Origin of the sequence: Amycolatopsis arida (genome assembly GCF_900115565.1) — a bacterium.
GTDB classification, from domain to species: Bacteria; Actinomycetota; Actinomycetes; order Mycobacteriales; family Pseudonocardiaceae; genus Yuhushiella; species Yuhushiella arida.
The window spans coordinates 34,575-49,508 of sequence record NZ_FOWW01000014.1; the positions used below are offsets into that span (position 1 = coordinate 34,575).

The following is a 14,934-nucleotide window of genomic DNA, read 5'->3' on the forward strand; positions in this document are numbered from 1 at the left end:
CGATTATCGGCGCCGGCCCGCCCGCTCACCCCGAGGGCCGGGAACACCGCGACACGATCAGGACATTGGAATCCGGGAACCAGTCGGCTACGCCAGCTCCCGGGCGACCGGCGCGAACGCGGCCCGGAACGTCGCGGTGTCGGCCAGCACGGTGCCGGACGCCAGAACGTGCGTCGGGGTGCGGCGGTGCCAGAAGGAACCGTGCACCGGAGCCCGGGTGATCACCAGGGCGAACGGGCGGACCGGGCGGCCGAGCTCGCCCGCGAGGCCGTTGACGAACTCGGTCAGCCAAAGGTCCCCGCACGGCGGGGACTGGTCGCGGACGCGCTCGCGCTCCCAGTTCCGCATGGGCTCGTCCAGCGCCGCGTGCGCCGCCGCCAGCTCGGGCCAGCCGCCGAGCTCGAAGAAGTCGCCCCGAACATCGGCGGGCTCACGCGCGGCCGCCCGCCGCACCACCAGCCGCAGCCAGTCCGACCACTGGCCGGCGACGACCGCGCGATCGACGCCGGGCACCGGGTACACCGGGACCGCGGGCGCGGTCGGCGGGAACATGTCGTCGGAGACACTCAACGCCAGCGCGTCCCGCGCGGGAACAGGGCGGCGTCCAGCCGGTGGTCGCCACCGAGGGACACCGACCAGGAGGGACCGGGGGCCTGCCACATCGCGCGCCAGTGTGCCGCACGGCATGACCCGCCGGCCACCTCCCGCGCAGGGGACCCGCCGCCGTCACGCTCGGAGCGGCTGCACCCCCATGGCAGCCGCTCCCGCCACCAGCGACAGTAGGCGGAGTGCCGACGTGCTGTCAAGTGCAGTGGACAGGTGAATGGACACCAGGCCCGTCGAGCGGTCGAACGCCGGTCAGGCCAACTCACGGGTGAACCAGCTCGCGAAGGAGCGCACCTCGGCGCGGCGCAGGGCACGGTGGAGCCGCAGCAGGTAGCGCACGTCTCGGCGCAGGGTGGACTCGCTGGCGAGCACCTCCGGCAGCAGCTCCGCGCCCAGCTCGTGGTGGGACCGGGGCACCTCGGCCAGCGCCGCCCTCCTGGTCGCCTCGATCCACGCCGCGGTGGCCGTCAGCCGCTCCCTCCCCGGCGGCGCGACCTCGACCGCGTGGTCGGTGGCCGCGCGCAGCAGCTCCGGCGAGGCCCATCCGCTGTGCAGGAACGAGATGCTGTCCCGGATCTCCACCACCCGCTGGTGCAGGCGCTCCCAGCCGTTCCGGACGGCGAGCAGGTCCGCCACCCGCGACTCCGGCCCGGTCACCACCAGCTCCGGCGTCGCCGCGCGCAGCTGCCGCCACAGGCCGGACAACCGTTGCCGCCGGTACCAGTGGAGCAGCGCCGTGCGCAGCGGCTCGAGCGCCGCGAGCGAGCAGCCGAGCGCGACGAGGACGAACCGGGTGAAGGAGAACCAGAACCCCACGATGGCGAGGTCGGGCGAGGCACCGGGCGCGAACCACCTGATCGCTCGAATGACCAGGTAGGGCACCTCGGCCGTGGTGCCGGCGGCGAGCGCCAGCACGCTCACCCGCAGCACGCGGTCGCGCATCGTCAGCCCGTGCCGCCAGAAGAGGACACTCGCGCCGACCGCGGTGATCATGCCGTAGCCGATCCAGGAGACGGCGTAGCCGACCCACCATCCTTCCGCTCGCGCGCCATACCGGTCGGCGGGCGGCGTGACGGCGAAGAAGGCGACGGCCAGGACGGCCATGGCCGCGGCGCAGTAGAACGGCGCGCGGCGCAGCCAGGTGGGCACCGCGTGCCCTGCCGCGTGCAGGACCAGGGCGAACCACCAGACCGCGGCGAAGTCGGTCAGCGCGACCAGGGTGATCACGAGCTCGTGGGCCTTGTCGATGCCGACGACGTCGTTGATCCACTGCTTGACCGGGGCCTGGATCACCACGGACCCGACGGCGAGCGCGCCGAGCACCACCCAGGCGGGTCGCTGCCGCGGGTCGCGGGCGGCCGGAACGCGCAGCACCAGCACGACCCAGACGACGAGGAGGATGACCCCGCGGAGATCCTCCACCCAGTCAGGTACGGGTCGCACCGAACAGTTCCTCCGCCCGCCGTTCGACCGCGCTCACCGACCCCGGGCGCCGCTGCCGGGCCATCCGCAACACCATGGCGGCGAAGGTCTCGGCGAGCTCCTCCTCGTGGTTGTTGTAGGCCCTCCCGCTCGCCCCGCGGAACGACACGCCGGGAACCGCGGCGTCGACCTGGTCGGCGAGCACGTCCTCGGTCGGCACGCCGTGCCCGGCCAGCATGTGGCAGATCTCGTGCAGAACGATGTGGTCGCGGTAATAGCCGCTCGCCGACGACCGGTAGAAGACGTGATCCCGCACGCCGTCGTCGTACCACATGCCGAAAGGGAACGCGGGAATGTCGACAGGGTGGAGGAGCAACGGGCGGGAACGGTTTCTGGCGAGTTCCTGACAGAGCACCTCGACGTCCCACGGGCGGGGAAGGTCCGGCAGCCGCGCGACCAGCTTCCCGGCGAGGGATCGCACATGCCTCGAGGCCATCGGCTCCTCCGTTCCTCCTCCCCGGGGACAGCGGCGGCTCATCGGTGGCTCATCCGGTCCCCCGCGCCCGGATCCTACCGCAGTGGGCGGGAATCACGGGGCCTCGCGACGGTCCTGGCGATCGCCCTCCCCCTTCACCATGCGCAGCGCCTTCTCGATCGCCGCCAGCTCCTCGGGCCGCAGGGTGGAGAACCGGAACGCCAGCGCCTCGACCGACTCCGGACCTGGCTCCTCGACCGGGGGACCGGCGGCCGGCACGAAACGCGAAGGGCTGACGCCGAAGAAGGTGGCGAGCATTTTCCTCGTCTTGTCGGTGATGTTGTTGGCGTCACCGTTCAGAATGTTGTGCACGTGCCCGTGCGAGATCTTCTCACCACCATTCGCGTCGCGAATGTGCTGGGTGAGCTTCCGCACGGAGGGAACCTTCCCGCTGCCGTACTTCTCCTCGAGCAGGTTCCAGACCTGGCTCGCCAGCCAGACGCCGGAACCATCGGCCGGCGGCGTACTCATGACCCTGACTCCCTTGGCACCCGCGGATTGTGCACTACAGTATCCATCCCGGTGGACACAATGGCGAGCGCCCGACCCCGCGCCGTGATCGTCGCCCACCGTAGACTCGGCGACGCCCCGCGACCCTCGCCCGACGGGAGGATCCCTCAACGCCATGGTCACCTCGCAGGTTCCGACCTTGCTGGCCGTGCACGCCCATCCCGGCGAGGAGTCGACCAACACCGGAGGCGTCCTCGCCCGCTACGCCCGCGGCGGCGTCCACACGGTCCTCGTCACCTGCACCAACGGCGAGTTCGGTGACGCCGAGGGCGGTGTCGGGCCCGGCACTCCGGGCCACGACCCGGCGACCGTCGGCCGCACCAGGGTGACCGAGCTCGAGGCCGCCTGCGCGCACCTGGGGGTGCACGACCTCGAGCTCCTCGGCTACTCCGACTCCGGCATGCCCGACTGGGACCTCCGGCACCGGCCCGACGTGTTCTGCAACGTCCCCGTCGACACCGCGGCGGACCGGCTCGCCGGGATCGTCGAGCGCTACCGGCCGGACGTCGTGCTGACCTACGACCCCGAGTCGCCGTACCGGCACCCGGACCAGCTGCACACCGCCAAGGTGACCGAGCGCGCCGTGCGGCTCACCGGCATCCCGGCGAAGCTCTACGCCGTCGCGATGGGCACGACGTACTGGCGGCACGTCCGCGACGCGGTGCTCGCCGCCGGGCTGCCGAGCCCGTTCCCCGACCCGGACCTCTCCCCCGAGCTCGCCCGCGTCGAGCGCGGCGTGACGACCACCGTCGACGTGCAGGCGGCGCTGCCGGCGAAGCGGGCGGCGGTCCTGGCCCACCGCAGCCAGGTCGGGGGAACCTGGATCGAGACGCTCTTCCGCGGCCCGCTGCCGCCCGCCCTCGGCGCGGAGACCTACATCCGCGTCCACGACACCACCGGGGCGCCCGTCCCGGAACGGGACCTGTTCGCCGGGATCGCCCGATGACCGGCAGGCCGCTCGCGCTGCGGGCCACCCGGCTCTTCGACGGCGAGGCCGTGCACGTCGGCCCCGTCATGGTGCTGGTCGACAACGGGCGGATCACCGATGTCGACCGCACCGGCGCGGCGCCGCCCGACAGTGCCGAGCTCACCGACCTCGGCGACGACGTCACGCTGCTGCCCGGTTTGGTGGACGCGCACAGCCACCTGGTGTTCGACCCGGAGGGTCGGGACGAGGACCAGATGCTCCGCGAGGACGACGCGACCGTGCTGGCGAGGATGCGACGGCAGGCGGAGCGGGCGCTGGCCGCCGGCATCACCACCGTCCGCGATCTCGGCGACCGCGGGTACCTCGCGCTCCGACTGCGCGAGAGCCACCCTCCCGGGAAGGGCCCCGAGCTCCCGGAGATCATCGCCTCGGGGCCGCCGATCACCCGCCGTGGAGGGCACTGCTGGTACCTGGGCGGGGAGGCCGACGGGGTGGACGAGGTGGTGGCCGCCGTCGAGGACCGCGCCCGGCGCGGCGTGGACGTTGTGAAGGTCATGGCGACCGGCGGCATGGGCACGGCCGGCTCCGATCCCGGTGCCGCGCAGTACTCGCCGGCCGAGCTGTGCGCCATCACCAGAACCGCCAGGGAGCACGGGCTGCCGGTCACCGCGCACGCCCACGCGGCGGTCGGCATCCGGGACGCGGTGGCGGCCGGCGTGGACGGTGTCGAGCACTGCACCTTCATGACCGCGTCCGGGATCCGCCTCGACCCGGCGACGGTGGAGGCCATGGCCGCGGCCGGAACGTTCGTCGGGTGCACGGTCGCCAGGCCGCGACCGACCATGCCGCCCGAGGTCCTGCGCACCCTCGAGCCCTACTGGGCCAACCACGCCTACCTGCATCGTCACGGCGTGCGCGTGGTCTGCTGCTCCGACGCCGGCCTCAACCCTGCCAAGCCGCACGACGTACTGCCGAGCGACCTGGTGTACTTCGCCTCCCAGGTCTGCCCGAACCGCGAGGCGCTCACCTCCGTGACCGCGCTCGCCGCCGAGGCCTGCGGGGTCGGCGGGCGCAAGGGCAGGATCGCCCCCGGCTACGACGCGGACCTCCTCGCGGTGTCCGGCGACCCGGTGGCCGACCTCGGCGCGCTCCGCGAGGTCCGCGCCGTCTACCGTGCCGGCCGCCGCCACGGCGGTGCGTCCCGCTGACCGGGCCGGCCGGTTGTGCGGACCCTGGCCTGGGTATGCCGGGGGAAGGCGACGACGGAAGGGCGCGGTGAGACCTGTGGTTCCTGTGCGCGTACACGGGGTGGCCATCCTGGCGCCGGACGACGAGACACCGGTGATGTTGCTCCGGGAGACCGCCGGCGAGCGGCGGTGGTTGCCCATCTCGATCGGCATGCCCGAGGCGAACGCCCTGGTCGCGGCCCACCAGCGGGTCGAGCACCCGCGGCCGGACACGATCCAGCTGATCGGGCACGTGATCGGCGCCTTCGGCCGCCGGGTGCGGCGGGTGGAGGTGACCGCGCTGCACGAGGGCGTGTTCCACGCCGACCTGGTCCTCGACGACGGCGTGCGGATCTCGGCGCGGCCCAGCGACGCGGTCGCGCTGGGGCTGCGCGCCGAGGCGCCGATCGAGGTGGACGAGGAGGTGCTGGCCGTGGCGGCGGTCGAGCTCGAGCTGTCGGACGAGCCCAATCGCGAGCCCGACGTGGAACGGGAGATCGAGACCTTCCGGGCTCGGCTCGACGAGGCCACCCCCGAGGACTTCGAGGACCGGCCACCCGAGTAGCGGCGCTCGACGACCGAGGCGGCGATCGGGTGCGGGAGGGATCCGCGCCGTCCTCCGTCGCCGGTATGCGGCGGACGCCGAGCAGGAGGGTGTCGTCGGCGCGCAGGACGACGTCGTGCCTACTGGTCGACCAGCAGGTCCGGCAGCGCCGCGACGGGTTCGTGGGCATACCGGCCGGCCAGCTCCCGGATCCCCGCTCCCCCTCGGCCGAGTCGTTCCGGCTCTCGGTGCGGCCGTCGGTGTGGCGCGGCAGGTCGTCGGGATCCAGGTGCGTGGCGGGAAGGCCCTCGCCGCCCGGGCCGGAAAAGCCGGCACCGACTGGCACGGCCGCCGAGCGCGCCCGGAACGACGGCACATCAGGCAGCCCAGGCAGGGCCAATCCGTCCTCAGTGGACAGCGGCTCGACCACAGTGGGACGTACGGGGACGTGCGGCTCGGGAGCGGCGGGCCCGGGCCGGGCCCGCCGCCGCCCGGTCAGGCGCAGGTCGCCGGATCCATCCCCGACGTCACCTCGTCGGCCCCGCCCGAGACGGGGGTGCGTGCGGTCTCCACGGCAACGCCGTCACGAACCGAGTAGGTGACGCGCTCGCCCTCGTAGCCGAAGGTTTCCCAGTCGACCAGCAGGGCGCCCACCTGCACCAGCTCACGGCCGCCCTTCCCGGGACGGCAGCCGTAGCGGCTGATGGAGCTGATGCCGCCGCCTTCCACCAGCTCCACCGGTGTGCCATCGGCCATCCGCACCGGCCGCAGCCCATCGAGAAGACCCCACACGCCGAGGAACCTGGTGTGGGCACCGAGGACCTCGGTCACCGCGACCTCCTCCCGGCCGTCGCCGTCGACGTCCAGCACGCGCATCGGCTGCACGCCGACCACCGAGTCGAACGGCACGCGGGCGGTGAGTCGGATTCCCCGCACGGTGGCGGTGAGGAGCTGCTCGTTCGGGTTGTCGGCGACGGGCTCGACGGTGACCCTGTCCTGCCGGCCGTCGCCGTCGAGGTCGGCGTACGCGGTGACCGGGTCGCTCGCGGCGTGGGCCGGCGGGGCCAGCGCGACCCCCGCGGTGGCGAGGGCGAGCGCCGAGGCGATGGCTCTTCTGGTGGTTCTGCTGATCGCACTCATCGAGGTGGTTCCCCCTTCGTGTGGTCACCGCGAGCTCGTCGCCACGGTGACGCGTCTCGTCGACGCCGTGCTGGCGTCGTTCGGAAGGACGTCCGGTGCCGGCGGGGGTTGTGCCCTACCGCGGGGAGAATCGAAGCGGGCCCGGCCGCGGTGGGGATCCAGAACGTCCACTGTGGCCACTGTGGCCACTGTGGCCACTGTGACCGGCCCCACCAGCGGCGTTCCCCGGCAGCCCGCCAGGCGGAGCCAGAGCCGGGCTGACATCGAAGATCACCGACCCGGCGCGGGACGGCGACGGGATGGTCACGGTGGCCAGACCAGGCCGCGATCACCCTCGAGGAACGCATCGCCCTCGGCGATCCCGGCTGCCGGGTCGTCGTCCACCTCGGCGCCGCCGCCACCGACGCGCCCCGCGCCCACCACCACACCGCTCCCTGACCCGCTGACCGGCTCAGTGGGCGACGGTGAAGTGCCGGTCGCCGCCGGGGCGCTCCAGCTCGTCGAGGACGGCCACGGCGAGGTCCTCCGCGGAGATCCATGAACCGTCCACAGTGGTCAGCAGTGTGGTGCCGCCACGGCGGTAGGTGCCGGTGCGACGCCCGGGTTCGAGGGTGGCGGGCGGGCTGAGGTAGACCCAGTCGGCCGGGTGCCCTCGGCAGGCACCCAGTTGCGCGACGCTGGCCATGGCGATGGCCCGCCACCGCGGGGGCACGAACGCGGGGTCGTCGACGGCGAGCCGGCCGGAGCCGTCGGGGCTCCGCAGCGCGCCGGCGCCCCCGACGAGGAGGATGCGGGTCCGGCTCGCCGCGGCCGCGTCGAGCAGCGCGGTGGTGGTCTCCGCAACGGTGTGCTCCCGTCCCGGGGCCGGCCGGACCGCCCCGACCACCGCGTCGGCCGCGGTGAACAGTGGGGTTGTCCGGTCACGGTCGGCGGCGTCACCGACGGCGACGGCGACGCCAGGGGGCGGGGCGACCGATGCGGTGGTGCGGGCCGGGTCGGTGCGGACGACGGCGGTGATGTCGTGCCCGCGCCGAGCGGCCTCGGCGGTGACCCGGGAGCCGACCATGCCGGCCGCTCCGACGACGACGATCCTCATGACGTGATCCTTTCCTTGTCGAGCTTCGACGCCGCCGGGGTGAGCTGCCCCGCGACGATCGCCGCGAGAGCGAGCGCGAACCCCACGAGCTGGGTCGCGCCGAGGGTCTGGCCGAGCAGCACGGTGCCGAGCAGTGCCGCGACCAGCGGGGAGAACAGGCCGAGGACCGCGACCGAGGTGACCGGCAGGGTGGTGACGCCGCGGAACCACAGGACATAGGCGGCCAGACCGCCGACCAGGCCCAGCCACAGGTAGCCGAGGACCGCGGCCGGGTCGACCGCGGGCGGCGCGCCCTCGACGAGTGCCGTGACGGGCACCAGGAACAGGCCACCGGCGGTGAGCTGCCAGCCGGCGAAGGCGGTGGGACCGGCGCCGGCGGGCCGGCCCCACCGTTTGGTCAGCGTCACCCCCAACGCCATCACCGCGGCTCCGCCGAGTCCGGCCAGGATCCCGACGGCGTCGAACGTCGCGTCCGGGCCGAGGACCACCAGGCCCACCCCCGCGACGCCGACCACTCCCCAGGCCAGCCGCCACCAGGAGAGCCGCTCGGACAGGACCACCACGGCCAGGAAGGCGACGACGACCGGCTGCGCCGCGGCCAGGGTGGCGGCGACACCGCCGGGCAGGCGCTCGGCCGCGGTGAACAGCAGCGGGAAGAACAGGCCGATGTTCAGCACGCCCAGCACCGCCGCCTTGCCCCACCACGCGCCGCGGGGCAGCGTCCGGGTCAGCGCCAGCGCGACCAGCCCCGCGGGCAACGCGCGCAGCAGCCCGGCGAACAGGGGGTGCCCCTGCGGGAGCAGCTCGGTGGTGACGACGTAGGTCGTGCCCCACACCGCGGGTGCGAGGGCGGTCAGCGCGGTGCGCGGCAGGGCGCCGCCGGGGCGGTCGAGGCTCGAGAGGTTCACGACCCCAGCCTGTGCCCACCTGATCCATGAGTCCAACACATGTTTGTCACGGCATCGATCGCGGTGCACGATAGACGTGTGGAGCTCCAGCAGATGCGGTACGTCGTCGCCGTCGCCGAGACCAGCAGCTTCACCCGTGCGGCCGAGCGCTGCCACGTCGTCCAGTCCGCCCTCAGCCACCAGATCGCGCGGCTGGAACGGGAGCTGGGCGCGCGGCTGTTCGACCGGACGAGTCGTCGGGTGCGGGTGACGCCCGCGGGGGAGGCGTTCCTGCCCGCCGCCCGCCAGTGCCTCGAGGCGGCCGAGCGCGCCGCCGCCGAGGTCGCCGCGGCCGCCGGCGAGGTGCGCGGGCGGCTCACCGTCGGCGTGATCCCCACCGTCGCCGCGGTCGACATCCCGGCCGTGCTGCGCGACTACCGGCGGCGGTACCCGCTGGTGCGCGTCGGGTTACGGGTGGGCGGCAGCGGCGATCTGGTCGAGCAGGTGAAGCGGGGCACCATCGAGGTGGCCTTCCTCGGGTTGCCCGCCACCGCGCGGCCACGGGACGTCGGCGCCCACGAGCTCGCCAGGGACCGGCACGTCGCCGTGGTGGCCCCCGAGCACCCGCTCGCCGGGGAGTCCGAAGTGGACCTTCGCGTGCTGGCCGGTGAGGTGTTCGTCGACTTCCCGTCCGGCAGCGCGGGACGGGCCCAGTCCGACCAGGCCTTCGCCGCCGCGGGCCTCGCCCGCGACGTGGCCTTCGAGGTGACCGCGCCGGACCTCATGGCTCGACTCATCCAGCAGGGCCTCGGCGTGGCCCTGCTCCCGTCCACCTACACGCCGCGGCTCGCCGGCGTGGTCACCATCCCGGTGACCGACGCCCCGAGCCGCGTCGAGCACGTGGTGTGGAGCCGCTTCACCCTCACCCCGGCGGCGACCGCCTTCCTCGCCGTCCTCGGCGTCCCGACCGGGAGTGGCCCGACCACCCGGTCCGCGCGCTCGACGGGGGACGGGTAAGGCCATCGGCGCGGCTCGGCCCACACGTACCGTTCACCGGCGAGCTGTTCCTGTCCGCCGCCACGATCGACACGACCCCGGACACCACCACCGAGAACGAGTTTCCCTGACATCGGTGCGGCCGGTCAGCGTGGGTGGGCCGAGCTGTGAGGTGCCCCGGAACGCAGGGCGCCATCCGGGGCGGGGGCACACGCACCGGCCGGGCGACCGGTCGGCAGGAACTCCGTGAGGCAGCGGGCGAGCTGGCCGTGGCCGGCGGCGTTGGGGTGGAACGAGTCCTGCGTGGCATGGTCGGCGCGCTGGACGTGCTCGAAGGCGTCCCAGTCCACGGTGAGCCGGGTGAACCACTCGTCCCCGCCGGTGCACGCCTCGTGCCCACGCCCGGCGGCGGACAGGTCCACGAACCGGGCGTCCACCCGGTTCGCCGCCTCCCGCAGGCTCGCCGACAGCGACTCCACCGCCGGCCCGTGAATCCAGCGAAGGTCCTCCCGGTGGAACGGGCACCCGTCGAGGGAACGCAGGTGCTCCGGGATCGCCGGGGACAGCGGGGACGGGTAGGACAGCAACACCAGGTCGTAGTCGGCGCGCTCGTACCCGGCGTCGCGCAGCACCGTCCGGACGTCGCGCAGCGCGGCCGCCACCTTGGGCACCATCGCGGCCAGCCGCTGCCGCCAGTCCTTCCTGATGGCGTGGCCGCACGGCGGCTGGTCCCGCAGCCACGCGCCCAGGCAGTCGGACATCAGCCGGGAGAAGCGCGGATCGTCGTTGGCGCCGACGGTCACCAGCACCGTGGAGATCCGGTGCGTTCCGGTCAGCCGGGCCAGCTGCCGGGCCTGCGACGGCTCCGTCCACTGTGTCGTGTCACCCAGCGCGACGTGGGCCGAGGGCGCGCCGGAGCAGGCGAGGTTCACCGAGGCGGTCACCCCGGGCAACCGCACCCGGTGCACCGCCGCGTGCGGTGAGCGGTGGCACCAGTCGTCGTGGTGGCCGTTGGTCTCCACCGTGTAGTCCCCCGCACCCTCACCGGCCATGATGCTGTCCCCCATCGCCACCACCGTCGGCGGCCCGCCCCCCGGCGGGCCCGATCGGGGGACCCGCGCGCCCGGCCCGACGTTCACCAGCACCACGACCGCGACGACCGCCGCGACGACCATGACGACCCCGCCGACCAGCCACAACCGATACCTGCCCCGCACCCGCGCTCCTTCTCGTCCGATCTGTCCCGTCCCCGACTACCCGGGGCAGCCGCTGCCCATCCCCCGCGGCGACCCGCCACGCCGCACGGCGCTCACCCGGTGAGATCCCGGGTGAGCCGCCGGGCCGCCAGCAGCAGCGCCGTGCGGGAACCGGGCACCGTCGCGGAGGTCCGCGGCGGCATTGGTCCACAGTGTCCGGAGCGCCCGGGTGACCCCGGCCGGCACGGCGTTGCGCGCCGAACGGTCACGCACGTCCCTCATCCGCGGGCTTCACCCGTCCCGCGCGGGCAGGTCGTCCGCCGACGTCGCCCCGGGCCGCCACAGGGCCACCCATCCCCCGCCGTAGCGGCGCTGGTCGGGCTTGCCCCACGGGGCCAGCACGAGCGCGGCCACGCCGATGACGACGCTGTTCACCGTGGCGGCGGCGGGGAACCCGAGCAGCCACGGCGCCACCACCAGCCAGGCGCCGGTGCCGAGGTTCAGCCAGCGCAGCCCGCGGGTGATCTGGAACCCGGCGAGGAAGCCGATCGCCGCCAGCGCCGGCCCGGCGATCCGGTCACTGGTCGCCGCCGGGTCGCCGTAGCCGAGCACGGCCGGCGCGGCCATCAACCACACCCCGGCAGCGGCGAGCAGGAAATGCGGCACGTGGGCTCACCCCCTTCCCTCGGTCCGGCCCCAGAACGCTTGCCACACCGATCCGCCACGGCGCCGCACCCTGCGCAGGTACTGCAGGCTGGCCAGCACCTCGTCCACGGCGGGCGGGATCATGCTCAGCGAGATCACCGCCGAGGCCAGGCACAGCGTGCAGAACGAGCCGTACAGCACCGGCTGGGCGATCACCAGCAGCACGCTGATCGCGCCGAGCGGCCCGACGGCGATCCCGAAGACGATCACGATCCACGGCATCCCCCGCCAGCGGTTCCGCCCGCCGATCGAGCCGCTGACCGCGTCGGCCAGGTAGCCGATCGCGCCGAGCGCGGCGTCGGAGATCGGCAGCACGTGGGACAGCCTGGAGTTCAGCACGGTGGCGCTGCCGTCGCCGAAGAACGGCTCCCACACGGTGTCGACGACGCCGTACTGGTACAGCGCGAGGTAGGTGGCGATGCCGGCGCCGACCAGCGCCACCACCACGATCGGCAGGCGCTGTGGCCACGCCGAGGGGTTCTGGCTCCAGCCCGGCGGGGCGACCCGCTCGGTGGCCAGCGCAGGTGTGGTCCGTGCCATCACGACGATCTCTCGGGGTCGGGTCCGCGTGGGGAGTGCCCGTCCCAACGAGAGCTAAACCGGACGGCCGGGTCGCTCCGCTCGTGAGCCGCTCGCCTCTCGGCCCATCGCCGGGCCGGGAGCGCGAGGGCGGATCGTGAGCGGATCGACGTGCACGACCCGACCAGCCAGGCCACGACCAGGGAGTACCACCGCTCCGACGTCGAGCACGCCATCGGCCCGCGCGACTGGCGCGACGGGGACGAACGACCAGTGACGCTGGGCCGACCAAGGCGCGCCACCCCTGGGTGGGGGCGGCGCGCCGTAGGCGGCCAAGGCCTTACCTGGTCAGGACCTGCCGCCGCCCGCGAGCCGGCCGGCGAGCAGTCGCTTCGCGCGCTCGGCGCGCTGCCGGTCGCTCTCCTGGATCTCCTCGAAGAAGCGCACGGCCTCGTCGTCACCAGCCCGCCTGGCGTCCTCGATGTAACGCTCCACGGTCTCCGCCTCCTGCAGCGTGTGGTACAGCACGCTGGTGAGGTTGAAGTGCTCGTCCCGCGTAGCCGTCACGCGCTCGGTGGTCGTCACCATGTCCTCCTTTCACCTCGGATCTCTCTGACACGACCGGGGTACCCAGGAAATCGGCCGGGCAAAGGTCGTCGGCGAGATCGAGACTGCGGGATCGGGCGCGACCCGGAACGCCGCTGCGCGCTCAACGCCCGCCGGAACGGGCCTCGGCCTCGGTGATGGTCCAGGCCGCGTTGACCAGGCCGATGTGCGACAGCGCCTGGGGGAAGTTGCCGAGCGGGGCACCGTCCCCGCGGTCGATCTCCTCGGCGAGCAGACCGAGGTCGTTGGCATGCCCGGTGACGGCCTCGAAGACCTCCCGCGCTCGGTCGAGATGCCCGGCGAGCGCCCTGGCGGCGGCCAGCCAGTAGGAGCAGATGACGAACGCCTCGTCGCTCGCGCCGGTCCACCGCCGTACCAGGCCGTCGTCGGTGAGCTCCCGCTCGATGGCGTCCAGTGTGGACAGCACGCGAGGGTCGTCGGCGGGCAGGAAGCCGAGGAGGGGGAGCAGCAGCACGCCGGCGTCGAGATGGTGGGAGCCGAACGCGCCGGTGAACGCCCCGGCTCGGTCGTCCCAGCCCTGCTCCAGGATCGCCGCGCGGACCTCCGCCCGCTGGCTCGACCACCGACGGACGTCGTCCGGCCCGGCGCCGAGGCGGTCGGCGAGCCGCACGGCCCGGTCGAGGGCGACCCAGCACAGCAGCTTCGACGTGACGTAGTGGCGCTCCCCCTCGCGGCCCTCCCAGATCCCCGCGTCCGGTTCCCGCCACGAGCTGGCCGCGCGGTCGGCGAACGAGCGCAGCAGCGCGGCCGTCGCCGGCGCGAGCTCACCGAGCTGGTCGCGCAGCACCCACGCGCACTCGAGGACCTCGCCGAGCACGTCGAGCTGCTTCTGCCGCCAGGCGTCGTTGCCCACCCGCACCGGTCGGCTGCCCCGGTAGCCGGCGAGGTGGTCCAGCCGGTGCTCGGTGAGGTCGTGCTCCCCGCCCACGCCGAACATCACCGGCGCCGGGCGCGCGTCCATGCCGCCGACCGAGGCCGCGATCCAGTCGAAGAACCGGTGCGCCTCGTCCGGGCACGCCGCGACCCACAGCGCCTTGAGCGTGAAGCTGCCGTCGCGCAACCACCCGAACCGGTAATCCCAGTTCCATCCGCCGCCGACCTTCTCCGGCAACGACGTGGTGGCCGCCGCGGCGACGGCCCCGGTCGGCCGGTAGGTCAGCGCCTGCAGCACCAGGCCGCCGCGCCGCACGTCCGCGCGGTACCGGCCCTGATACCCCTGGTGCCGTTCGGTCCACGACCGCCACCCGGCGACGGTGTCCTCCAGCGTCGCGCCGCCGTCCACCGGAGCTGGTGGTCCGGCCCCGGCGGGCCGGTGGTGCAGCGCGAAGTCCGCGCGCTCCCCCGCCCGCAGCCACAGCCGCCCCGCGGCCCGGCCGTCGCCGGCACGCAGCGCGGGGTCACCGGTGAGGGTCAGCCGGTCCGCGGCGCCGGCCAGCTCGATCCCGACCCCGGCCTCGACCACCCTCGGCAGGACCAACCCGTACTCCGGGCGCGGCGCGACCTCGACGTCGACCTCCACCTCGCCCGACAGCGCCTCGACCCGGCGGAGCAGCACGTGCGGCGACGAGTCACCGATACGGTGGCCGCGCTCCCCCGGCCCCAGCGCCAGCGCGTCGGTGAGCCGCAGCACACCCTGGCCGGTGTGGAACTCCGTCTCCACCACCATCGTGCCGTCGAGGTAACGGCGCCGCACCGCGTACCGGCCACGCGGCCGGATCGTCCAGTGCCCGGCATCCGGGTCGAGCAGCCGACCGAACACGCTCGGCGCGTCGAACCGTGCGGGGCACCACCAGTCGACCGATCCGTCCCGCGACACCAGGGCGGCGCCCTGGCAGTCGCCGAGCAACCCGTAGTCCCCGATCGCGGCCATACCCGGCTGCTACCCCGCAACGCCCCGGCCCAACCCGCGACCGGCCGAAGATGTCAGGCCGCCGACACTTCCCCCTGCCTCGGCGCCACCCGACTGGTGAGATGGGAGCCGAGAGTGAGGAGGCAGG

At 74.0% G+C, this 14,934-nt stretch carries 16 protein-coding genes; 4 read left to right on the plus strand and 12 right to left on the minus strand.

The window, feature by feature from the left end:
• Positions 1–87 precede the first annotated feature (87 nt).
• From BM051_RS27025 to BM051_RS27040, 4 genes are all read right to left on the minus strand, one after another.
• Positions 88–570, minus strand: coding sequence for a hypothetical protein (locus BM051_RS27025; RefSeq protein WP_134046002.1), 483 nt, complete (start codon positions 568–570; stop codon positions 88–90).
• A 288-nt stretch (positions 571–858) separates the two neighbouring features.
• Positions 859–2,049, minus strand: coding sequence for an MAB_1171c family putative transporter (locus tag BM051_RS27030; protein ID WP_208325873.1), 1,191 nt, complete (start codon positions 2,047–2,049; stop codon positions 859–861).
• Entirely contained in the window at positions 2,033–2,524 is a 492-nt protein-coding gene (locus BM051_RS27035; RefSeq protein ID WP_092536527.1) for a hypothetical protein, read from the minus strand. The genes BM051_RS27030 and BM051_RS27035 overlap by 17 nt, the downstream gene beginning before the upstream one ends.
• Positions 2,525–2,617: 93 nt before the next feature.
• A complete protein-coding gene (locus tag BM051_RS27040; protein WP_092536530.1) occupies positions 2,618–3,034 on the minus strand; it encodes a hypothetical protein in 417 nt (138 codons plus the stop codon).
• Between the two features lie 154 nt (positions 3,035–3,188).
• Here BM051_RS27040 and BM051_RS27045 point away from each other — a divergent pair, with 154 nt between their 5' ends.
• From BM051_RS27045 to BM051_RS27055, 3 genes are all read left to right on the plus strand, one after another.
• Positions 3,189–4,019 (plus strand): PIG-L family deacetylase, encoded by an 831-nt coding sequence (locus tag BM051_RS27045; protein WP_092536533.1) that lies wholly within the window; start codon positions 3,189–3,191, stop codon positions 4,017–4,019.
• On the plus strand, positions 4,016–5,209 hold the full coding sequence (locus tag BM051_RS27050) for a metal-dependent hydrolase family protein (protein WP_092536536.1): 1,194 nt from the start codon (positions 4,016–4,018) through the stop codon (positions 5,207–5,209). The genes BM051_RS27045 and BM051_RS27050 overlap by 4 nt, the downstream gene beginning before the upstream one ends.
• A 76-nt stretch (positions 5,210–5,285) precedes the next feature.
• Positions 5,286–5,792, plus strand: a complete 507-nt coding sequence (locus BM051_RS27055; RefSeq protein WP_092536539.1) for a bifunctional nuclease family protein — start codon at positions 5,286–5,288, stop codon at positions 5,790–5,792.
• A 474-nt stretch (positions 5,793–6,266) separates the two neighbouring features.
• On the opposite strand, the gene BM051_RS27060 is transcribed toward BM051_RS27055, so the two are convergent.
• From BM051_RS27060 to BM051_RS27070, 3 genes are all read right to left on the minus strand, one after another.
• Positions 6,267–6,911: a hypothetical protein gene (locus BM051_RS27060; protein WP_092536542.1), complete on the minus strand. Its 645-nt coding sequence runs from the start codon at positions 6,909–6,911 to the stop codon at positions 6,267–6,269.
• A 451-nt stretch (positions 6,912–7,362) separates the two neighbouring features.
• Complete coding sequence (locus tag BM051_RS27065; RefSeq protein WP_092536545.1) at positions 7,363–8,007, minus strand: NAD(P)-dependent oxidoreductase; 645 nt, start codon at positions 8,005–8,007, stop codon at positions 7,363–7,365.
• Positions 8,004–8,915, minus strand: coding sequence for an EamA family transporter (locus BM051_RS27070; RefSeq protein WP_177217014.1), 912 nt, complete (start codon positions 8,913–8,915; stop codon positions 8,004–8,006). The genes BM051_RS27065 and BM051_RS27070 overlap by 4 nt, the downstream gene beginning before the upstream one ends.
• Positions 8,916–8,993: 78 nt before the next feature.
• Between BM051_RS27070 and BM051_RS27075 the strand changes: the two genes are divergently transcribed.
• Complete coding sequence (locus BM051_RS27075) at positions 8,994–9,911, plus strand: LysR family transcriptional regulator (protein ID WP_092536548.1); 918 nt, start codon at positions 8,994–8,996, stop codon at positions 9,909–9,911.
• Positions 9,912–10,036: 125 nt separating this feature from the next.
• Here the strand turns inward: BM051_RS27075 and BM051_RS27080 are convergent, their stop codons facing one another.
• The 5 genes from BM051_RS27080 to BM051_RS27100 form a co-directional block, all read right to left on the minus strand.
• Positions 10,037–11,065: a GDSL-type esterase/lipase family protein gene (locus BM051_RS27080; RefSeq protein WP_092536726.1), complete on the minus strand. Its 1,029-nt coding sequence runs from the start codon at positions 11,063–11,065 to the stop codon at positions 10,037–10,039.
• A 312-nt stretch (positions 11,066–11,377) separates the two neighbouring features.
• Positions 11,378–11,752, minus strand: a complete 375-nt coding sequence (locus BM051_RS27085) for an SPW repeat protein (protein WP_092536551.1) — start codon at positions 11,750–11,752, stop codon at positions 11,378–11,380.
• A 6-nt stretch (positions 11,753–11,758) separates the two neighbouring features.
• Positions 11,759–12,331, minus strand: a complete 573-nt coding sequence (locus tag BM051_RS27090; protein ID WP_092536554.1) for a vitamin K epoxide reductase family protein — start codon at positions 12,329–12,331, stop codon at positions 11,759–11,761.
• A 327-nt stretch (positions 12,332–12,658) separates the two neighbouring features.
• A complete protein-coding gene (locus BM051_RS27095) occupies positions 12,659–12,898 on the minus strand; it encodes a hypothetical protein (RefSeq protein WP_092536558.1) in 240 nt (79 codons plus the stop codon).
• Positions 12,899–13,019: 121 nt separating this feature from the next.
• Complete coding sequence (locus BM051_RS27100; protein WP_092536561.1) at positions 13,020–14,807, minus strand: glycoside hydrolase family 15 protein; 1,788 nt, start codon at positions 14,805–14,807, stop codon at positions 13,020–13,022.
• Positions 14,808–14,934: the final 127 nt, after the last annotated feature.